Genomic DNA, 18,563 nt, shown 5'->3' with positions numbered 1-18,563 from the left:
TACTCGAGGACAGCGCCCTCGATCACGCCGGAGCGTCACTCCGGAAGACCGGCCTTGCGGTATCCATCGACGAAATGCTCAAGCGTCGCAGCGTCGCGAAATGGTTCCGTCGTGGCCCAGTGGCGGGTTGTGAAATGCGGGTTGCTGACGAGGAACAGTTCGACCTCTGCGCGCGCCTCGTCGAGCCGGCCCAGTTGGGCAAGGCTTGCCGCCAGGAAACGGCGTGAGCTTGTACGATAAGTCTCGTCCCTGCGCAGTGTCTCGACAGCGGCCTCGTATTCGCCGGCCGCATATTGCGTCTGGCCGAGCGTCAGATAGTACCAGCTTGGCGGAAACGGGTTCAACCGGAACGCCTTGCGAATGTGCTCAAGGCCCTCCTCTACCCGCCCGGCCAAGACCGCGATGTCGGACAATGTCGCCCAGGTGTCGGCCTCGTTCGGGTCGAGCTCGATCGCCTTGGCGAATTCCGCGTCCGCGAAGCTGCGCTCATAGGCAAGCAGGTTGGCCAGGACCCAGCGGCAGCCTGCATCGTTGGGATCGATCGCTACAGCTTTTCGCGCCAGTTCCAAGGCAACGCTACGGTTTGGTTCGATTGGCTCGCCCCAATGCACCCATCCCATCCAGTGGTTCATCGCCAGCCAACGATAGGCTTCCGCGTATCCCGGATCGAGCGAAACCGCGCGCGTGAGCATCAGATGCGCTTCCCGCGCCGTCTGTGGCGAATCATCGATCAGCTTGCGCGCCCGCACGCAGAGATCGTAAGCCTCGAGATTTTTGGGCCGATTGCGCGGCGGCGGTGCGCGCAGCCGGCCGAGTAACGCCTCCACGATCTTGCCGGTGACCTCGTCCTGAACGGCAAATATATCTTCAGGCTGCGATCGAAGCGTTCCGCCCATAGATGATCGCCATTCGCCGCGTCGACCAACTGGGCGTTGATGCGCACGCGCCCAGCGGCGCGTCTTGCGCTCCCCTCCAGCAGGTAGCGCACGCCAAGGTCCTCGGCGATTTCGCGGACGTCCATCACCTTTCCTTTATAGGCAAAGGCCGAGTTGCGTGCGATGACGAACAGACCGGAGCTCCTGGACAGGTCGGTGATCAGGTCTTCGGTCAACCCATCCGCGAAGGATTCCTGCTCGGGGTCGTTGCTGACATTCACGAAGGGCAGCACGGCTATCGATGGTTTGCTGGGCAGCGGCAAAGGTTTTCGCCTCGCGCCACCAAGCTGTTCGATGACCCCCGTGAAGCGGTAGCCGACGCGCGGAACCGTCGAGATCCATTCACCGCCGTCGGCGGCCGGACCAAGCAGCTTCCTGAGCTGCGCGATCTGGACGGTGAGGTTGCCTTCCTCGACGGCCGTGCCCGGCCAAGCCGCGTCCATCAGCTCGGCCTTGCCCAGGATTTCGCCGGGCCGTCCGACGAGCGCCGCAAGCAGCTTCAGCCCACGATGGCCAACGGCAACGGGATCATCGTTCCGGAGGAGCGTTCCCGCACCCGGATCAAGCACGAACGGACCAAAGGCAACACGCGATCCCTGCATAAGCCGCATCTATAGTCCGTTTGGAAGTTTTCGAGAACTTTTTGGGAGAGCTTAATTACGACGCTGTTCGCATCCTGCAGAATTCATCCTCTTTCAGGTCGAGGGCCCCCGGACCCTCAAACCATAAGGAGGTTGCCATGAACAATACCCCCACCTTCGCGTCGGCCCCGCACCAGGCAGCGCGGCCGGGAACGCCCGTGGGGCTGGCGGAAGTCTCGCATCGGCACTACAGCATAGCGACCCTGCGAAGCATTATCGCGACTTGGGGCGAGCGGATACGCTTTCGCAGGGAGCTCGAGCAGAAATTGAAGGACGATCCCCATTTGATCGACGATATCGGTCTGACGAGACGGCAGATCGAGGCAGAGATCGCCAAGCCCTTCTGGCGAGTATCAAATCCGTTATAAGGCAGCAATTCGCTCGCCAATCGCTCGACGACATCGCGAGCTGCAGCGCAGCACCTTCATGACCGTCAGTGAGCCGTGTAGGCGCCGTCCACGAGATGGTAGCTGCCGGTGATGAAACTCGCTTGGTCGGACAAGAGAAAGCATACAAGGGCCGCCACCTCTTCCGGCATTCCGCGCCTGCCCATCGGCTGAAGGGCCTCCAGCCGCCGGGTCTTCGCCAGCTCGGCATGCTCCGACAGAAGCGGCGTCTCGATCCATCCGGGACCGACAGCGTTGATACGGATGCCCATGCGCGCATATTCGATCGCTGCCGTCTTGGTCAGGCCGACAACCCCATGCTTTGCCGCGGTGTATGCCGATACCGTTGGCAAGCCGACGGAGGCGAGAATCGACGTCACGTTGACGATCGCGCCTCCTCCCCGTCCCAGCATCGCGGCGATCTCCTGTTTCATGCAAAAGAACGTGCCGTTCAGATTGACGTCGATCACGCGCGCCCAATCGTCGAGCGGATAGTCCGCGGTCGGCTTCCGGACGCCTTCAATGCCGGCATTGTTGACGGCCAGGTTCAGGCCTCCGCACTCCTGGACAGTGAAGTCGACCAAACGCTCTACGGCGTGGGGGTCGGCGATATCGACCGTGAAGTGACGGGCTCGGCCTCCATTGAAGCGGATCTCTTCGGCGATCTGCTGGGCTGCCTCGGGATTGAGATCGGCTACGACAACTTCCGCCCCCTCGCCGCTCAATTGCCGGGAGATAGCGGCGCCGATTCCCGAACCGCCGCCGGTGACGATGGCGACCTTGCCCTCGAAGCCCAGTTTCATGCTCTCTATCCTTCTTACCTCTTCCCACTCCTAGTCGAGCAGACACAGGTGGTTGCCGCAAGGGTTTAATCCATCCGCGCAGTTGGACTGCCCCATGATTCGCAGGCGTCAGCAGTCGTAGCCGTTCATGATTCGGCGTCCGCGGCCGCAAGAATCGGACACTGAGAGGAGTAAGTCAGACGCGAATCAGTCGACCGATTCGACGCAGCGAACCCACGTGGTGTGTCGGATCGAGCCAGCACCGTCCTGATTTTGAACGTCAAATTCACATCGTTGTGCCCGCCTGAGATGCTAGGCTTGGCCGACACGCGCAGCGGTGTTAAATACGCAAAATGGGGACTCACGAATTTCTCAGCAGGTGAAGATGGACAAGAACCACGTTACGCGTCGCATGCTCGTGTTGGGTAGTTTGGCTTCGTTGGTGACTGGATGCAGTTCGATTTCGCGACCGATGGAAAGCTCCATCGCGTCCAGGACGCGTATCGACCCGCGCTACCGCAGGCAGGAAGTGGTCTATCACGGGGGCGAGGCACCGGGAACGATCGTCGTCGACACCGAGCAACGCTATCTCTACTACGTCCAAGGGGGCGGCTGGGCGATGCGCTACGGCATCGGCGTCGGAGAGGAAGGACGCACGCTCAAGGGCAAGGCGACGATCGGCCGAAAGGCGGAGTGGCCGTCGTGGACACCCACCGAAAACATGATGCAACGCAAACCGCACCTGCGTCAGTATGCGGGGGGTGTCTCAGGCGGGTTACACAATCCGCTTGGTGCGTCCGCCCTCTACCTCTATCGTGGCGGGAATGACACCATGTTCCGCCTGCACGGCACGAACGAACCATGGACGATCGGCCAGGCAGTATCGAGCGGTTGCATCCGCTTGACGAACGACGACATCGTTGATCTCTACAATCGGACCCCCGTCGGGACCACGGTATTGATCATCTGATGGTGTTTGCGCGCGTATTTGGTATAAATAATCAAGCCATGTGTGTTGAAGTACCCGTTGAACAGTTCCGCACCGACAAAGCTGATGCCAACTGTGTCCTTCTTGCACTAGGCCTAGGCGCAAATCGCCACTATTACTTCGAGTGTTGCCTTCGATAAACCATTCCGACTATTGAGGAAAGGACTACTTGATGAGCAGAATTCTGATCGTGATGATTGCGTTGCTTTCTGTCGCCGGCCTGACGGCTTGTGACACGATCGGCAAGGGCAAAGGGAAGGCTCCGCCGCCAGTTGCAGCAGAGCCGGCAGTAGAACCTGCCCCCGTTTTTAAGTAAAATCTAAATTTGCTCCGTGGGAGGCTCCAATCGCCTTCCACGGGGCGCCTTTACGACCGAATCAGCGCAAGGCCGACGGTCAAAGAACGCCACTGATCGGCCCAAGCCGGCCAAAGTTCTGCTAAAATAAAGTTCGGCGACAGAGCGAAGTGACGTGATGACATCTGCAGCAAGCCGTATCCTCCCTGTGTTCTTACTCGCATTCGCTGCAACAGCGTGCCAGACGCAAGACAAGGGCCCCCTACCCGCTTACGTGTCGAGCAGCCAGAAGAATGGCGGCCCGGCGAAGCTGGTTTCCCAATCCCGAGAGCAAGGCTACTTCATCGAATTCCGCTCGCGCTATGCGCTGAGCTACGGCCACACTTACGCAGTTTTCGGCCGCACGAATGCGTCGGGGGCGATGATCAGCCCCGAGGTTGCGGGTCTCGCTCCGGCGACCAATGACGCCGCTCCCTATGTATTTGGTCATTTCTTTCCCGTGCCGGCCGAGACCGGAGCGAGTGATGGCGACCTGGAAGAGCAATACAGGTCGGCAAGCTGGCGTATCATGTTGACCGAGGCAGAGTACAACGAGGTCGTCGCCTTCATACGCAAGCTGAAGGAAAAGTCGCGCGTCTGGCATGCGTCGGTCTACAACTGCAATGCCTTCGTGGCGGAGATTGCGCGCTCCATGGGGTATAAGACGCCGGGCATCTGGCTAAGGCCGCAGGAATTCATTACAAGGCTCCGTGAGATGAACGGCGGCTAACGCGGTCGGCTTGAGCTCTGCCCGCTTCTCAGCGGCATGATCGCAATAAAGCCTTGTAAGCTAGGGTAAGCATGTCGATAGCTTCCATCGGCCAGATTATTTGGGTGCTTGGCATCATCGCCTGGTACTTCATTCGCCGTCCCTATGAACGCCGCGCAAAGCGCGTAGAGGTCGTCAGCAACCGTCGCTCGCGCTCGGAGATGATCGGGCTTGCTGCGGCCCTGCTCGGGCTCGGAATCGTACCCGGGTTCTATGTGGTAACGGGGATTCCCGAGTCCGCCGATTATCCGGCCAAGGCCTGGTCTGTGGCGATCGGGGCCGTCGTCTTCGCTGCCGCCATGTGGGTGTTTCGCAGGACCCATAAGGAACTTGGCCGCAACTGGTCCATCACACTGGAGATTCGCGATCGGCACGAGCTGGTCAGCGGCGGGCCCTATGGCCTCGTCCGCCATCCGATGTACACTTCGTTCATGCTCATGGGAGTCGGGCAGGCATTTCTGGTGTCGAACTGGGTGGCAGGATTCGCTGGTCTCGTCGGATTCGCGATCCTGTTTTTCCTAAGGGTGGACGACGAAGAGCGCATGATGCTGGAAACATTCGGCCCGCAGTACCGCGCCTACATGGAAAGAACCAAGCGAATCATCCCATATCTTTACTAGAGGTGCCCTGATGCGAGGCCGAGCTCTCAAGCTTTCGGGGTCGCGACGCCTCGTCGGCGATCTGATGCGGTTTTCGATTCGTGTGCCGAGGGTAACCGTGCAGCGGCAGATGAATCTCGGTCCGCTGCTGAAGGCCCGCATGGCACTGCAAAGCAGACCCTCCTGGACGGTGCTCTTTCTCAAGGGATATGCGCTTCTGTCTCTCGAAACCCCAGAGTTGCGGCGGGCTTATGTCAAGCTGCCGAGACCGCAGCTTTACGAATATCCGGGAAGCCTCGCCTCGATCGCCCACGAGCGCGAGCTTGACGGCGAGCGGGTTGTGCTTCTGAGCCTGATCAAGACTCCCGAACGCCGGCCGATTGCCGAGCTCGCGGCCCTGGTTGAGGCCGCGCGGACGCGTCCCATCATGGAGGTCAAGGAGTTCCGGCGCGCCCTGAAGATTGCCCGCCTGCCGGGGCCGATCCGTTGGCTGCTCATGTGGTTGGGACTCAATCTCGGTCGTCAGCGCGGCCGTCATTTCGGGACTTTCCAGTTGTCGGTTTATTCGGGCCTCGGCGCCGAATCCCTCAATCCGCTGACACCTCTGACGACGATCTTCAACTATGGTCCGATCGACGACCAGGGAACGGTGACCGTCCGCATCCACTACGATCATCGGGTCATGGATGGCGCCAATGTGGCGCGGGCGCTGGAGCGATTCGAAAGTATTCTGAACGGTGACATCGCCGCCGAGGTGGCTAGTCTGGCGGAAACCACCGGAGTTGCGGGCGCCGCCGTCTCAGGTGCGGCATGACGGCGGAAACGGAACTCCGGCCAGCCGTCGTCGTCGTTGGTGGCTCACGCGGCATCGGCAAGGCGATTGCCGACATTGCCGCCCGGGACGGCGCCACGGTGGTGCTGGTGGCGCGTTCGCCAGACGGTCTCTCGGCCGCCGCTGCGCATATGCCGAAGGCCGGCGGCGAGGTATTCACCCTCGCCTTGGATCTCTCGGCGGGCGATGCGGCACGCCAGCTCGAATCATACCTGTCTGCCAACGGCCTGTTCTGCGATGTCCTCGTCAACAGCGCCGGCTATGGTCTTCGCGGCAGTGCAACGGTGTTGCCCGTTGGTGAGCAGTTGGGGATCGTCGACCTTAACATACGCGCCCTCACCGACCTTACCCTTCGCTTCCTGCCGGGCATGGTGGCGCGCGGCCGCGGCGGCGTCATCAATCTCGGTTCCGTCGCGAGCTTCACGGCCGGCCCGTACATGGCCCTGTACTACGCCAGCAAGGGTTTCGTGCGGTCGTTTTCGGAGGCCCTTCACCAGGAACTTCATCGCACCGGCGTGACCGTGACCTGCGTCGCCCCCGGACCGGTATCGACCGAGTTCCTCGAGCGATCGGGTGCCAACAGGGCGGCGCTCTTCAAGGTCTTGCCCAAGGTCGATTCTCAATATGTCGCCGAATGCGCCTGGCGCGGTTTCAGATCCGGCCGTCGCCTCGTCATACCGGGTATCTCGGCCAAGCTGGCAATCCTTGTTACTTCCCTGTTGCCGTCCAAGCTATTGCTGCCTTTGATCGGCCGTCTGCAGCGCCGGAGCAATGATCCATGCCCCTGTGGATCCGGCAAGAAATACGCGACATGCCACGGCGCGCGCCACCATAAGATAGAACCGGCGATCTCGAAGCGCGGTTAGTCTTTCGAGAAGCGTGCGTGCGCTCCTTGCGGTGCGTCCCGAGGCGAAGGGCGACGCGGCCTCGCTCACGAGATTGTGACTGCTTCGCAAGATGTTTAATTGGCCCGCATAAGTCCCTGAAAAGATTAAAGCGCTATCGTAGAGTTCACCCGCACGGCCTCGCCGTAAGCCGAAGGTGGTGCTTATCAATGCGACTGCCGGGCATATGCTTCAATGACAAGAAGCTAATAGAGGCACCCATGACAAGATGGGTCTCCGTCGCTCTCTGTCTGGTGCTCGCGCTGGGCGTAAAACCTGCACTTGCGGACCCTGTCGATGAGGCGCAATCGGTCATTCGTGCCCAGATCACGGCCTTTCTGGAGGACGACGCGGAAACTGCCTATTCCTTCGCCTCCCCCGGAATCCGGGAAAAATTTCCGGACGAGCTGGCCTTTTTCGAGATGGTCAAGAGACGCTACCAGCACCTGTACCGCCCCGGCAATTTTGCCTTCGGGCGATCGAAGTTGGTCGGCAACGAAGTCATCCAGGAGGTGCTGATCGTCGGATCAGACGGCAAGGACTGGACGGCAATTTACGAACTCGTCCCGCAGCCGGACGGCAGCTACAAGGTCAATGGCGTCTTGATGGTGCCGACGGCACCTGGTCCTGCGCTCTGAACAAGCTCACGACGCCGAATTAGACGGGCGGAAGGTCGCCGCGCTGCCAGTCTTCCTGCGTCTCGGCCATGAAATCGGCATAACGCCCCTCCTCGATCGCGTTGCGAATGCCTGCCATCAGTTCCTGGTAATAGGCGAGATTGTTCCAGCTCAGGAGCATGCCGCCGAGCGATTCGTTGGAACGAATCAGGTGGTGCAGGTAGGCGCGCGAGTAGTCCCGCGTCGCCGGGCACGATGACCGCTCGTCGAGGGGACGCGTGTCTTCGGCATGCCGCGCATTGCGCAGATTGATTCGCCCATGGCGCGTGAAGGCCAGCCCATGGCGACCGGAGCGCGTCGGCATGACGCAGTCGAACATGTCGATCCCGTGCGCGACCGACTTCAGGATATCGTCCGGCGTTCCGACGCCCATCAGGTAGCGCGGTTTCTCGGCCGGCAAGACGGGGCACGTGACGTCGAGCATGTCGAGCATGACCTCCTGCGGCTCGCCGACTGCGAGACCGCCGACGGCATAGCCCTTGAGATCGAGCTCCTTGAGTCCCAAGGCAGAACGTTCGCGCAATTTCGGGATGTCGCCGCCCTGGACGATACCGAACATCGCTTTGCCCGGCTGGTCGCCGAAAGCGACCTTGCAGCGTTCCGCCCAGCGGAGCGACATTTCCATTGCGCGCTCGATCTCGCCCGGCTCTGCCGGCAGCGCGACGCACTCGTCGAGCTGCATCTGTATGTCACTGTCGAGCAGTCCCTGAATTTCGATCGAGCGTTCCGGCGACATATGATAAAGCGCGCCGTCGACATGGCTCTTGAAGGTCACGCCCTGTTCGTTGAGCTTGCGCAGGCTCGAGAGCGACATGACCTGGAAGCCGCCGCTGTCGGTCAGGATCGGCCGCTCCCAGCGGATAAAATCGTGCAGTCCGCCGAGCCGCGCAACACGTTCGGCGCCCGGACGCAGCATCAAATGATAGGTATTGCCGAGGATGATGTCGGCGCCAAGATCCCGCACCTGATCGAGATACATGGCCTTGACCGTGCCAACGGTTCCGACCGGCATGAAGGCCGGCGTGCGGATCGTTCCGCGTGGCGTCAAGACCTCGCCGCGGCGCGCTTTACCGTCCGTCGCGAGTAGTTTGAATTGAAAGGTCTCGGTCATTGGTCTTTCCGGAAGAGCAGGCTTGCATCGCCATAGGAATAGAAGCGGTAGCCGGCCTCGATCGCATAAGCATAGGCGGCACGCATTGTTTCCAGCCCAGCGAAGGCGGACACCAGCATAAACAATGTCGATTTCGGCAGGTGAAAATTGGTCATCAGCATGTCGACGGCACGGAAGCGGTAGCCGGGGGTAATGAAGATGCTGGTCGGTCCCGACCAGGGACGTATCTCGCCTTCCTCTGTCGCTGCGCTTTCGATCAGCCGAAGCGACGTCGTGCCGACGCAGACGATGCGCCCGCCGCGCGCCCGAACCGCGTTAAGCTTTTCGGCGGTCGCCGCATCCACATGACCGATCTCCGCATGCATCACATGATCCGTGGTATCGTCGGCCTTGACGGGCAGGAAAGTTCCCGCCCCCACGTGAAGCGTAACGAAGTGGCGTTCGATGCCTGCTTCGTCGAGCTTGGCGAAGAGGCGATCGGTGAAGTGCAGACCCGCTGTCGGGGCAGCGACGGCACCTTCCTCGCGCGCATAGACCGTTTGGTAGTCTGTTCGATCGCGGGCATCCTCCGGGCGCTTGGCGGCGATGTAAGGCGGCAGGGGAATGTGCCCCACCGACATGATCGCCTCGTCGAGCACCGGGCCTGAAAGATCGAAGCGAAGCGTGACCTCGCCCGCCTCTCCCTTTTCTTCAACGGTCGCATCGAGCGCACCGAGCAGGCAGGCATTTTCGCCGTGGCCGAAACTGATCCTGTCACCGGGCTTCAGCCGCCGCGCCGGCCGTGCGAATGCCTTCCAGCGGTCGGGCGCGACGCGCATGTGCAGCGTCAACGAGACTGGTGTGGCGACGTCCTCGCCGCGTCGGCGAATGCCCTCGAGCTGCGCCGGGATGACCTTCGTATCGTTGAAGACAAGCGCATCGCCGGGTCTCAGGAAGGAAGGGAGATCGAGCACGCCGTGGTCGCCGAGCACCTGTTCCCCTTGCGGCAGCACGACAAGCATGCGGGCGCTGTCGCGGGGGCTTGCGGGCCTCAGCGCAATGGAAGTCTCCGGCAGGTCAAAATCGAACAGGTCTACGCGCATCTGGGTGTCGAACAAAAGCAAACCCGCCCCGATGGCTCTAGAGCGGGATGAGGAAAAGTGTGCGCGGTTTTCCGCCCGCGTCCCGCTCCAACTTCTTGGAATCGATCACGGGTCATGATTATGGGTCGATTCGACCGATAATCATTGTGATCCAAGCGCCACCGGGGCGGGTCTGTGCATTAAAGCGCGTCGCATTCAAACGTATTCATGCGGCGCGCTTTAGGTCTTTATTATTATGCATGTCGTCATCCCAAAACCGCTGCACACTTTTGGGCGACATGCATTGGCGCAAATCAGGCGTCGGCGGCAACTCGCATGGAGACGATCGAGTCGGGATCGCGCACCGGCTCGCCGCGCTTGATCTGGTCGATGTTTTCCATGCCTTCGATGACCTGGCCCCAGACGGAATACTGCTTGTTGAGCCAGGGAGCGTCGGTAAAGCAGATGAAGAACTGGGAGTTTGCCGAATTCGGCATCTGGCTGCGTGCCATCGAGCAGGTGCCGCGCACATGGGCGACCTCGGAGAACTCGGCCTTGAGGTCCGGCTTGGAGGAACCGCCCATGCCGGCGCGCGCCGGGTCGAAGTGCTCGCCGCCGGACTTGCCGTACTGCACGTCGCCGGTCTGGGCCATGAAGTCCTCGATCACGCGATGGAAGACGACGCCGTCATAGGCGCCCTCTCGTGACAGCTCCTTGATGCGGGCGACATGGCCGGGAGCCACGTCCGGCCGAAGCTCGATCACCACCCTGCCCTTGGTGGTTTCCATGATGATCGTGTTTTCCGGATCCTTGATCTCGGCCATGGTTTTTCTCCTTCTGCTGAGCTTACTTGCCGACCTTGACGCTGATCATGCGGTCAGGGTCGGTGACGGCGCCGTTGTTGGCTTCGTCGCCAAGCTTGATCTTGTCAACATTTTCCATGCCTTCGACGACTTTGCCGACGACCGTGTATTGTCCGTTGAGGAAGTCGCCAGGAGCGAACATGATGAAGAACTGTGAGTTGGCGCTGTTCGGGTCCTGCGAGCGTGCCATGCCGATGGTGCCGCGCTCGAAGGGAACATCCGAGAACTCGGCCGGCAAATCCGGCTTCGAGGAGCCGCCCGTGCCGGCAAGCTCCGGCTGAACGCCGTCTTTCATGTCGCCGTACTGCACGTCGCCGGTCTGTGCCATGAAGCCCTTGATGACCCGATGGAAGGCGACATTGTCGTATTCGCCCGCGGTTGCCAGGGCCTTGATCTGCTCAACGTGCTTCGGCGCGATGTCCGGGCGCAGCTCGATGGCGACGGGGCCGTCCTTGAGCTCGATCGTCAGGATGTTGTCGCTCGACTGCGCTTGCGCGCCTCCCGTGAAGGTGGCGAGCGCCAGGGCGCCTGCAAAAGCGAATTGGAGGATTTTCATGCGTTCTCCTTGCGTGGTGGAAGCTCAGGCCCTGTGCTTCGCCTGCAGCGCCTGAAAGACCGCCCTGGGAACAAAGGCGCTGACGTCGCCGCCCATGGCTGCGATCTGCCGGACCAATGTGGCCGTAATGGGCCGGGATGCGGTCCCCGCGGGCAGAAACAGGGTCTGGATATCCGGGGCCATTTGTCGATTCATGCCGGCCATCTGCATCTCGTAATCGAGATCCGTACCGTCCCGCAAGCCGCGCACAAGGAGGCCTGCACCATGCTGACGGGCCGCATCCACGACCAGATTGTCGAAGGAGACGACGGCAATGTCCCCTGCCCTTTCCGGCAGGAATTCGCTCAGCGACCGGCGGATCAGGTCTGCCCGCTCGTCGAACGAAAAAAGCGGCGCCTTCCCGGGATGAATGCCGATCGCGACGGTCACTTTCGACGCTACGTTGAGCGCCTGAACGAGCACATCAAGATGACCATTTGTCATCGGATCGAAGGAGCCGGGATAGAAAGCCGTGGTCATCGCGCCTGTTTCCGTTTGGTGAAGCCTTTTGTCACGGACGGCGCTCGTCCGCAAGGGTGGGGCGATCCCCCTAGCCCTGTTCCACCGGAAACAGCAGCGACGGGAGAATGAATGCTAGATGAAGGGCAACGTTCAAGATGGTTTCACACCGGAAGTTGTAGCGTGAAACAACAAGTGAACGGAACTTTTCATAGGGCGTGCCGTTTAGCAGCTGAAAGGAGACGGACATGGGACTTGCTCTGTTTTCGATGGCGATGTTTTTCGCGATGATTTTCGCGACGATCCATGCGCTTCGTGACGAGGCCCGTGACCGTGTGACGGTCCTGTCGGCAGCAAGGGATCGGCTGAGGAGAAAATGACGGCGACCGTGCTTAGGTCGCTGTGGCTGTGAGATGAATGCCTCCAGAAACTTCTGCCAGGAAGTTTCGCAACAAGCGGTCTCATTTCTTCCCCTGGTGGGGCCGCTCATTACAAGCCGGACGGCATCCCCTGCGCGTCCGGCTTTCCTTTTTCTGCGAACCCTGTTCGCATATTCTTGCGATCGCCGTGCACTCAAATAGCAGTCGGAGCGCGCATCGAATGAATGAGGCGGAAGAAGCGCCAGTTGAGCAGCACGGCCGCCGCCGCCAGCCCTAGCACGAAGCCGAACCAGACGCCGACGCCGCCGAACTTCAGCGGAAAGGCAAAGGCCCAGGCGCAGACGAAGCCGATTGGCCAATAGGAAATCATCGCCAGGATCATCGGGACGGTCGTATCCTTTAGTCCGCGCAGCATGCCGGCGGCGAGCGCCTGAAGCCCGTCGACCAGCTGGAACGCACCCGCAATGACGATCAGCGGGCCGGCGAAGGCTAGTACTTCGGCAGCATCGGGCCGGCTCGTGTCGAGATAGAGCGTCGCAAGCTGGTACGGAAGCAGCGCGAAGATCGTACTGCCGATGGCCGCGAACCCGGAGCCGAGGGCAAGAACGGCAATGGCGGCGCGCCGGACGCCGATGAGATCGCCGCTGCCATAGGCGAGACCCACGCGCACGGTGCCCGCTTGGGCGAGTCCGAGCGGAATCATGAAGGCGATCGACGCGAACTGGAGCGCAATGCCGTGCGCGGCGAGCTCGATCGTGCCGATCGTCCCCATGAGCAGCGAAGCGACGGTGAAGAGGCTCACTTCCGCGAGAATCGTCACCGAAATCGGCACGCCGAGATAGATGACCTCTCGGAAAGCCAGCCAGTCCGGACGCCAGAAGCGCACGAACAGCTCGTACCGATCGAGTTCAGGCTGGCTGCGTATGTAGCCGATCGTCAGCGCTGCGCCAAGCAGTGCCACGCCGAGAGCCGCGACCGCAGCGCCGAAAATGCCAAGCGCCGGAAAGCCGAAATGGCCATAGATCAGCAGGTAGCAGAGCACGGCGTTGAGAACCAAGGTCGCGAGCGTCACATAGAGAATGATCCCAGCCCGCTCCAGTCCGCTCAGGAACGCCCTCAGCACCATGAAGATAAGACTCGGAAAGATCGCCCATTGCGCGATGTGCAGATATTCCGCGGCAAGCGCCGAAACCTCCGGCTTCTGGCCGGCGAGAAGCAGGATCGGCTCGGCCATCCAGAGGATCGGCGCGGTAACGAGGCCATAAAGCACGACCACCCACATGCCCATGCGCACGGAGCGGCGAACGGAGATCCGGTCTCCGCGCCCCTGTGCCTGCGCGACCATCGGCACCACGGCATTTGCGAAGCCGCTGCCGAAGATGAAGACGGTGAAGAAGAGCTGCGTGGCAAGGATAATCGCGGCAAGCTGGACCGCTCCGAGCCTGCCGACCATCAGCACGTCGGTGGTGTTGATGGCAAGCTGTGCTAGCTGTGCACCGATGAAGGGAACGCCGAGATAGATGCTGGCGCGAAAGTGGGTGCCCCACGAATTATCGGTTTGCGCAGGGACAAACTCTTTTGTCGCGATCAGCATGGAAAAATCCTCGCTCTGCGGCGCATAGGCACAAATTAAATTCTAGGAGTAAGCCGAATTACAGCACCACCGGGACGGGCGCCAGCGACAAGGGCGGAGCTGCTTAATTTTTCATCGGTCTATCAAGAAAATTGATCAATCCGCAGGCGCTTGCGATCGCGGCGTGACCTGTCCACGCGGAGCGTCGATTGGAGTCGGCACGATATTCTGGAACGCATTGCCTCGGACGGTGCGCACCCGCAACAGGAAGACGGCCAGGCTTGCGACGATCAGGCACGCCGCCACCGCGTAAGGGGCGCCGGAGAACGAATAGGCCGTTGCCGGGCCTGTGAAGACGGCAAAGATCTGCGTGAAAAGAAGCGGTCCTAGAATCGTCGTTATGCTCGAAATGCTGGTGAGAGCTCCTTGTAGTTCGCCCTGCGCCGAGGGCGGCACCTGGGCCGACGCGATGCTGCGCAAGGGCGGATCGGCGAGACTTTCGAGCGCTGTCGCGACGATCACGACATAAACCATCCAGCCCTCCCAGGCTGCGGCGTAGCCTGCCATGCCAAGCGCGGTAAAGATAAGACCAAGCGTTGCCGTTCTTCGCTCGCCAAATCTAGACACGACGCGCGGCAAGACGACCGCCATCACAACGGCGCCGCCGACGCCGAAGATGCCGAGCGACAGCCCGATCTGCCCCTCGCTCCAGCCGTAGCGGTAGGAGGAAACGAAGGACCAGACCGCCGGATAGACGGCATGGGCGAGCCAGTAAAGAAAGAAGACGAGACCCACCCAGCCAATGCCGGGATAGTTGCGCATCTGCTTCAGCGCGCCGAGCGGGTTTGCCCGGCGCCACTCGAAGCGGCGCCGATTTGCCGGATCAAGCGTCTCGGGGAGAAGGAACACGCCGATGGCGAAGTTGACAAAGGACAGGCCAGCCGCCCCATAAAAGGGAACACGCGGGCCAAGTTCGCCGAGCAAGCCGCCGATTACCGGACCGAGCGCGAAGCCCGTGCCGAAGGCGATGCCGATCAGCCCGAAGTTCCTGGCGCGGTTGCTGTCGTCGCTGACGTCGGCGATGAAGGCGGACGCCGTTCCAAAGCTCGCGCCACTGATGCCGGCAAGAATGCGGCCGACAAACAGCATCCAGTAGCTGGTTGCCAGAGCGCAGATCAGGTTGTCAATCGCGAAAGTCAGCACGGAGGCCAGCAGAATCGGCCGGCGTCCAAACCGGTCGCTCAAATTGCCGATCAGCGGTGCAAAGAGAAACTGCATCGCCGAATAGACGAGCAGCAGCCAACCGCCCTCGATGGCGGCCTCGCCGACACTCGTTCCGGTCAGTTCCTGGAGATAGCTGGGCAGCACCGGCACGATGATGGCGATGCCCATGATGTCGAGAAGCAGAATCAGAAAGACAAGGAACAGGCCACGTCGCGCGAATTTCTTGTCGAGCATGAAGCTTCCTCTCCGCTGTCCGCCAAAACGGAGACAGAACATGAACGACGTCACCAAATAAGGTGTATCGCATCGCCCGGAACGAAACAATCCGAGAACATTTCAAAGGTTCTTATCGGAATGATCACATTCGTGAATGGCTCTTCGTGCGGCGCGTGTATCTCACCGCGACAGTTGCCGCTGCCGTGCCTTCAGGAAATCGACGAAGGCGCGCAGCGGCGCCGGCATGTGCCGTCGGCTGGCGTAATAGAGGTACGGTCCGGGGAAGCTGGTCACCCAATCTTCGAGGATTGGCACTAAGCGTCCGGCATGGATTTCGGGCATTAGGAATTCTTCGAACGTCCGGATGATTCCGAGCCCGTCCACAGCCGCACTGATCTCGAGGTCGATCGCATTGGCGAGCACGGTTGCCGGCGGCGCCACGGTCATTGCGGCGTCGCCCTCACCGAATTCCCAGGCTAGTGCAATGCCGTTCTGGAACCGATGGCGGATGGTGGCGTGCTCGAGGATATCGCGGGGATGCTGCGGTACTCCGTGCCGGGCAAGGTAGGTCGGTGCGGCCGCCGTGACGTAGCGCTGCACATGCGGGCCAATCGGGATCGCGATCATGTCCTTTTCGACGCGCTCCTCGTAACGCACACCGGCATCGAATCCGGCAGCCAGCACGTCGATGAATCCGTCTTCGGCGGTTACCTCCATGGCAATCGACGGGTGAGCCGCGAGAAATGGACCGACGATGGATGGCAGGATTTTACGCGCAACGATCGTCGGCACGTTCAGCCGCAAGGTTCCGGCCGGGTTGTCGCGTTCGCTCGCCACTTGGTCGAGAGCTCCGGCAATCTCGCCGAGCGCCGGCGCCAGCCGTTCGATGAGGCGTCTGCCCGCATCCGTCACGGTGACACTGCGCGTGGTGCGATTGAGCAGCCGCACCCCCAGCCTGGCTTCGAGCCGCCGCAGGGCTTCGCTGAGAGCCGACGCCGATACGCCGCGCTTCTTCGCGGCGGAACGAAAGCTGCGTTCGCGCGCCACGGCGGCGAAGGCGTCGAGATCGGCCAGGGGAAGATCGTTCATTGTGCAAAAATCCGTACAACCTGTGTGTGGAATGCCTGATTATCGCACAGATTGATCCGGGGTAAATATTGCAGCGAACGATACGGCCACAGCGGCCTCACCAAGGAGAAGTCAGATGCAGATGGTATCGCTAGGCAAGTCCGGCCCCCAAGTTTCGGCGTTTGGCCTCGGCTGCATGGGCATGTCGGGAATGTACGGTCCCGCCGATCGCGAAGAAAGCATTGCTACAATTCATGCCGCCCTCGACGCCGGCATCACGCTGCTCGACACGGGCGACTTTTACGGCATGGGGCACAACGAGATGCTGATCCGCGCGGCGCTCGAAGGCCGGCGTCGCGATCAGCTGCAACTGAGCGTCAAGTTCGGCGCGCTGCGCGATGCGGCGGGCGGCTGGTCCGGCTACGATGGACGGCCGAAGGCGGTGCGGAATTTCCTCGCCTATAGCCTTCAGCGCCTCGGCGTCGATTATATCGACATCTACCGTCCGTCCCGGCTCGACCCGGATGTGCCGATCGAAGAGACGATCGGTGCGATCGCGGATATGGTGAAGGCGGGTTACGTTCGCCATATCGGCCTGTCCGAAGTGGGAGCGGAGACGATCCGCCGCGCCGCCGCCGTCCACCCGATCAGTGACCTGCAGATCGAGTATTCGCTCATCTCACGAGGGATCGAGGACGAAATCCTGCCTGCCTGCCGCGAACTCGGGATCGGCGTCACCGCCTATGGCGTGCTTTCGCGCGGCCTGATCAGCGGTCATTGGCAAAAGGGTGCGGCCGGGAGCGGCGACTTCCGGGCCATGAGCCCGCGCTTCCAGGAAGGCAATCTCGAACAGAACCTCGCCTTGGTTGAAGCGTTACGACGCATCGCGGCTGACAAGGGCGCGACGGTGGCGCAGATCGCCATTGCCTGGGTTGCCGCTCAGGGGTGCGATATCGTGCCGCTCGTCGGCGCCCGGCGGCGTGAGCGTCTTACCGAGGCGCTCGGGTCTCAGGCGGTTCAATTGAACGCCGATGATCTCGCGGCAATCGAGCGTGCCGTTCCGAAGGGCGCTGCCGCCGGCGCGCGCTATCCCGAGGCGCAGCTTGTTCATATGGATAGTGAGCGGCAACAATGACGGAGCTCCGGACCGGATTTACCCGGTCCGGAGAGCAATCAAACCGAACCGGAGAAGGTGTCGCAATCCGACATCCTGCCACTGTCGAAACCACGCCTGAACCACTTCATCCGTTGCTCCGAGGTGCCGTGGTTGAAGCTCTCTGGCACGACATAGCCCTGCGTGCGTTTCTGCAGCGTGTCGTCACCGATCTGGGTCGCGGCATTGAGTGCCTCTTCGAGGTCGCCGCGCTCCAGCAAGCCCTTCTGTTCGGTGTATTTGCCCCAGATGCCGGCAAAGCAGTCTGCCTGCAGCTCGACGCGGATCGACATCTGGTTTGCCTCGGCCTCGCTCATGCGCTGGCGCATCTGGTTGAACTTCGGAAGGACCCCGACCAGGTTCTGCACGTGATGGCCAACCTCGTGCGCCAGAACATAAGCTTGGGCGAAGTCGCCGGCTGCATCGAACTTCTGGGCGAGTTCCTCGAAGAAGTTCATGTCGAGATAGACCTTGCGGTCACCCGGGCAATAGAACGGCCCCGAGGCAGCGGAGGCGAACCCGCAGGCCGACTGGACGGCATTGCTGAAAAGCACGAGCTTCGGTTCCTCGTATTGTTCGCCACCCGCCTGGAAGATGCCGTTCCAGGTATCCTCCGTTTCCGCGAGTACCGTCGCCATGAAAGCCTTCATTTCCTCTTCTTCGGCCGAGCCACGCGGCGCCTGCGAGCCATCGCTCTGTTCGAAGCCCGGCATGTTCACCGGACCACCCTCGAGTATCTGGAGCATGTCGATGCCCATGGCTTTCAGGACGAAATAAAGAATGACGAGGAAGATGATCGTGCCGAAGCTCAAGCCGCCGCCGGCGCGACGCATGCCCCCGCCGGTCGGTATGCGGAACCCGCCGCCGCGTCCAAAGGGGCCGCCTCCAAGGCCGCCGGGGCTCGCGCCCCGCTGATCCTCGACGTTACTGGACTGGCGGCGGCCCTTCCATTCCATGATCTTTCCTCCGGAGACGTCGTTTTCTGTCTGACGCGTTGAGTAGTTATATGCCCGCACGACAACCCATGTAAAAC

20 protein-coding genes and 1 pseudogene are annotated in these 18,563 nt (G+C 61.3%); 10 read left to right on the top strand and 11 right to left on the bottom strand.

Annotation, left to right across the window (positions count from 1 at the left end):
• Window positions 1–35 precede the first annotated feature (35 nt).
• Window positions 36–1,537 (bottom strand): annotated as a pseudogene (locus USDA257_RS19610) (winged helix-turn-helix domain-containing tetratricopeptide repeat protein).
• Between the two features lie 137 nt (window positions 1,538–1,674).
• Here USDA257_RS19610 and USDA257_RS35580 point away from each other — a divergent pair.
• Window positions 1,675–1,944 (top strand): DUF1127 domain-containing protein, encoded by a 270-nt coding sequence (locus USDA257_RS35580; protein WP_014764704.1) that lies wholly within the window; start codon window positions 1,675–1,677, stop codon window positions 1,942–1,944.
• A 65-nt stretch (window positions 1,945–2,009) separates the two neighbouring features.
• Here USDA257_RS35580 and USDA257_RS19600 read toward each other — a convergent pair whose 3' ends face one another.
• Entirely contained in the window at window positions 2,010–2,765 is a 756-nt protein-coding gene (locus USDA257_RS19600; protein WP_014764703.1) for an SDR family NAD(P)-dependent oxidoreductase, read from the bottom strand.
• A 364-nt stretch (window positions 2,766–3,129) separates the two neighbouring features.
• On the opposite strand from USDA257_RS19600, the gene USDA257_RS19595 reads away from it, so the two are divergent.
• The 7 genes from USDA257_RS19595 to USDA257_RS19570 all read left to right on the top strand — a co-directional run bounded on the left by USDA257_RS19595 (window position 3,130) and on the right by USDA257_RS19570 (window position 7,788).
• The gene (locus tag USDA257_RS19595) at window positions 3,130–3,714 is read left to right on the top strand and encodes a L,D-transpeptidase (protein WP_041414435.1); all 585 of its coding nucleotides are present in this window, start codon (window positions 3,130–3,132) and stop codon (window positions 3,712–3,714) included.
• 190 nt (window positions 3,715–3,904) lie between these two features.
• Entirely contained in the window at window positions 3,905–4,048 is a 144-nt protein-coding gene (locus USDA257_RS34335; protein ID WP_014764701.1) for a hypothetical protein, read from the top strand.
• A gap of 157 nt (window positions 4,049–4,205) precedes the next feature.
• A complete protein-coding gene (locus USDA257_RS19590) occupies window positions 4,206–4,796 on the top strand; it encodes a hypothetical protein (protein WP_014764700.1) in 591 nt (196 codons plus the stop codon).
• A 71-nt stretch (window positions 4,797–4,867) separates the two neighbouring features.
• Window positions 4,868–5,455, top strand: a complete 588-nt coding sequence (locus USDA257_RS19585) for a protein-S-isoprenylcysteine O-methyltransferase (protein WP_014764699.1) — start codon at window positions 4,868–4,870, stop codon at window positions 5,453–5,455.
• Between the two features lie 10 nt (window positions 5,456–5,465).
• Window positions 5,466–6,248 carry a hypothetical protein gene (locus USDA257_RS19580; RefSeq protein WP_014764698.1) on the top strand — a complete coding sequence of 261 codons (783 nt, stop codon included), beginning with the start codon at window positions 5,466–5,468 and terminating at the stop codon, window positions 6,246–6,248.
• Window positions 6,245–7,132, top strand: a complete 888-nt coding sequence (locus tag USDA257_RS19575) for an SDR family NAD(P)-dependent oxidoreductase (protein ID WP_014764697.1) — start codon at window positions 6,245–6,247, stop codon at window positions 7,130–7,132. Before USDA257_RS19580 ends, USDA257_RS19575 begins: the two co-directional genes overlap by 4 nt.
• 239 nt (window positions 7,133–7,371) lie before the next feature.
• Complete coding sequence (locus tag USDA257_RS19570) at window positions 7,372–7,788, top strand: DUF4864 domain-containing protein (RefSeq protein ID WP_041415447.1); 417 nt, start codon at window positions 7,372–7,374, stop codon at window positions 7,786–7,788.
• 19 nt (window positions 7,789–7,807) lie between these two features.
• Here USDA257_RS19570 and tgt read toward each other — a convergent pair whose 3' ends face one another.
• The 5 genes from tgt to coaD form a co-directional block, all read right to left on the bottom strand.
• On the bottom strand, window positions 7,808–8,938 hold the full coding sequence (gene tgt / locus USDA257_RS19565; protein WP_014764695.1) for a tRNA guanosine(34) transglycosylase Tgt: 1,131 nt from the start codon (window positions 8,936–8,938) through the stop codon (window positions 7,808–7,810).
• The gene (gene queA, locus USDA257_RS19560; RefSeq protein WP_041415445.1) at window positions 8,935–10,020 is read right to left on the bottom strand and encodes a tRNA preQ1(34) S-adenosylmethionine ribosyltransferase-isomerase QueA; all 1,086 of its coding nucleotides are present in this window, start codon (window positions 10,018–10,020) and stop codon (window positions 8,935–8,937) included. Before queA ends, tgt begins: the two co-directional genes overlap by 4 nt.
• Window positions 10,021–10,313: 293 nt before the next feature.
• Entirely contained in the window at window positions 10,314–10,823 is a 510-nt protein-coding gene (locus USDA257_RS19555; protein ID WP_014764693.1) for a peptidylprolyl isomerase, read from the bottom strand.
• A 22-nt stretch (window positions 10,824–10,845) separates the two neighbouring features.
• Window positions 10,846–11,418: a peptidylprolyl isomerase gene (locus USDA257_RS19550; RefSeq protein WP_014764692.1), complete on the bottom strand. Its 573-nt coding sequence runs from the start codon at window positions 11,416–11,418 to the stop codon at window positions 10,846–10,848.
• A gap of 24 nt (window positions 11,419–11,442) precedes the next feature.
• The gene (coaD, locus tag USDA257_RS19545; RefSeq protein ID WP_041414434.1) at window positions 11,443–11,937 is read right to left on the bottom strand and encodes a pantetheine-phosphate adenylyltransferase; all 495 of its coding nucleotides are present in this window, start codon (window positions 11,935–11,937) and stop codon (window positions 11,443–11,445) included.
• 227 nt (window positions 11,938–12,164) lie between these two features.
• Here coaD and USDA257_RS38445 point away from each other — a divergent pair, with 227 nt between their 5' ends.
• The gene (locus USDA257_RS38445) at window positions 12,165–12,296 is read left to right on the top strand and encodes a hypothetical protein (RefSeq protein ID WP_041414432.1); all 132 of its coding nucleotides are present in this window, start codon (window positions 12,165–12,167) and stop codon (window positions 12,294–12,296) included.
• A 193-nt stretch (window positions 12,297–12,489) separates the two neighbouring features.
• On the opposite strand, the gene USDA257_RS19535 is transcribed toward USDA257_RS38445, so the two are convergent.
• The 3 genes from USDA257_RS19535 to USDA257_RS19525 all read right to left on the bottom strand — a co-directional run bounded on the left by USDA257_RS19535 (window position 12,490) and on the right by USDA257_RS19525 (window position 16,398).
• Window positions 12,490–13,890, bottom strand: coding sequence for an MATE family efflux transporter (locus USDA257_RS19535; RefSeq protein ID WP_014764689.1), 1,401 nt, complete (start codon window positions 13,888–13,890; stop codon window positions 12,490–12,492).
• Between the two features lie 135 nt (window positions 13,891–14,025).
• Window positions 14,026–15,327 (bottom strand): TCR/Tet family MFS transporter, encoded by a 1,302-nt coding sequence (locus USDA257_RS19530; RefSeq protein WP_041414431.1) that lies wholly within the window; start codon window positions 15,325–15,327, stop codon window positions 14,026–14,028.
• 162 nt (window positions 15,328–15,489) lie between these two features.
• Complete coding sequence (locus USDA257_RS19525; protein ID WP_014764687.1) at window positions 15,490–16,398, bottom strand: LysR family transcriptional regulator; 909 nt, start codon at window positions 16,396–16,398, stop codon at window positions 15,490–15,492.
• A 115-nt stretch (window positions 16,399–16,513) separates the two neighbouring features.
• Between USDA257_RS19525 and USDA257_RS19520 the strand changes: the two genes are divergently transcribed.
• On the top strand, window positions 16,514–17,512 hold the full coding sequence (locus USDA257_RS19520; RefSeq protein WP_014764686.1) for an aldo/keto reductase: 999 nt from the start codon (window positions 16,514–16,516) through the stop codon (window positions 17,510–17,512).
• A gap of 38 nt (window positions 17,513–17,550) precedes the next feature.
• Here USDA257_RS19520 and ypfJ read toward each other — a convergent pair whose 3' ends face one another.
• The gene (gene ypfJ, locus USDA257_RS19515; protein WP_014764685.1) at window positions 17,551–18,486 is read right to left on the bottom strand and encodes a KPN_02809 family neutral zinc metallopeptidase; all 936 of its coding nucleotides are present in this window, start codon (window positions 18,484–18,486) and stop codon (window positions 17,551–17,553) included.
• Between the last annotated feature and the right edge of the window lie 77 nt (window positions 18,487–18,563).

The sequence above is a fragment of the Sinorhizobium fredii USDA 257 genome (assembly GCF_000265205.3).
Lineage (GTDB): Bacteria > Pseudomonadota > Alphaproteobacteria > Rhizobiales > Rhizobiaceae > Sinorhizobium > Sinorhizobium fredii_B.
This window is presented reverse-complemented; position numbering and strand designations above follow the sequence as displayed.

Bases quoted from the DNA above. Each gene is read 5' to 3' on its own strand.
- USDA257_RS35580 (WP_014764704.1), top strand. From the start codon at position 1,675: ATGAACAATACCCCCACCTTCGCGTCGGCCCCGCACCAGGCAGCGCGG.
- USDA257_RS19600 (WP_014764703.1), bottom strand. From the start codon at position 2,765: ATGAAACTGGGCTTCGAGGGCAAGGTCGCCATCGTCACCGGCGGCGGT.
- USDA257_RS19595 (WP_041414435.1), top strand. From the start codon at position 3,130: ATGGACAAGAACCACGTTACGCGTCGCATGCTCGTGTTGGGTAGTTTG.
- USDA257_RS34335 (WP_014764701.1), top strand. From the start codon at position 3,905: ATGAGCAGAATTCTGATCGTGATGATTGCGTTGCTTTCTGTCGCCGGC.
- USDA257_RS19590 (WP_014764700.1), top strand. From the start codon at position 4,206: ATGACATCTGCAGCAAGCCGTATCCTCCCTGTGTTCTTACTCGCATTC.
- USDA257_RS19585 (WP_014764699.1), top strand. From the start codon at position 4,868: ATGTCGATAGCTTCCATCGGCCAGATTATTTGGGTGCTTGGCATCATC.
- USDA257_RS19580 (WP_014764698.1), top strand. From the start codon at position 5,466: ATGCGAGGCCGAGCTCTCAAGCTTTCGGGGTCGCGACGCCTCGTCGGC.
- USDA257_RS19575 (WP_014764697.1), top strand. From the start codon at position 6,245: ATGACGGCGGAAACGGAACTCCGGCCAGCCGTCGTCGTCGTTGGTGGC.
- USDA257_RS19570 (WP_041415447.1), top strand. From the start codon at position 7,372: ATGACAAGATGGGTCTCCGTCGCTCTCTGTCTGGTGCTCGCGCTGGGC.
- tgt (WP_014764695.1), bottom strand. From the start codon at position 8,938: ATGACCGAGACCTTTCAATTCAAACTACTCGCGACGGACGGTAAAGCG.
- queA (WP_041415445.1), bottom strand. From the start codon at position 10,020: ATGCGCGTAGACCTGTTCGATTTTGACCTGCCGGAGACTTCCATTGCG.
- USDA257_RS19555 (WP_014764693.1), bottom strand. From the start codon at position 10,823: ATGGCCGAGATCAAGGATCCGGAAAACACGATCATCATGGAAACCACC.
- USDA257_RS19550 (WP_014764692.1), bottom strand. From the start codon at position 11,418: ATGAAAATCCTCCAATTCGCTTTTGCAGGCGCCCTGGCGCTCGCCACC.
- coaD (WP_041414434.1), bottom strand. From the start codon at position 11,937: ATGACCACGGCTTTCTATCCCGGCTCCTTCGATCCGATGACAAATGGT.
- USDA257_RS38445 (WP_041414432.1), top strand. From the start codon at position 12,165: ATGGGACTTGCTCTGTTTTCGATGGCGATGTTTTTCGCGATGATTTTC.
- USDA257_RS19535 (WP_014764689.1), bottom strand. From the start codon at position 13,890: ATGCTGATCGCGACAAAAGAGTTTGTCCCTGCGCAAACCGATAATTCG.
- USDA257_RS19530 (WP_041414431.1), bottom strand. From the start codon at position 15,327: ATGCTCGACAAGAAATTCGCGCGACGTGGCCTGTTCCTTGTCTTTCTG.
- USDA257_RS19525 (WP_014764687.1), bottom strand. From the start codon at position 16,398: ATGAACGATCTTCCCCTGGCCGATCTCGACGCCTTCGCCGCCGTGGCG.
- USDA257_RS19520 (WP_014764686.1), top strand. From the start codon at position 16,514: ATGCAGATGGTATCGCTAGGCAAGTCCGGCCCCCAAGTTTCGGCGTTT.
- ypfJ (WP_014764685.1), bottom strand. From the start codon at position 18,486: ATGGAATGGAAGGGCCGCCGCCAGTCCAGTAACGTCGAGGATCAGCGG.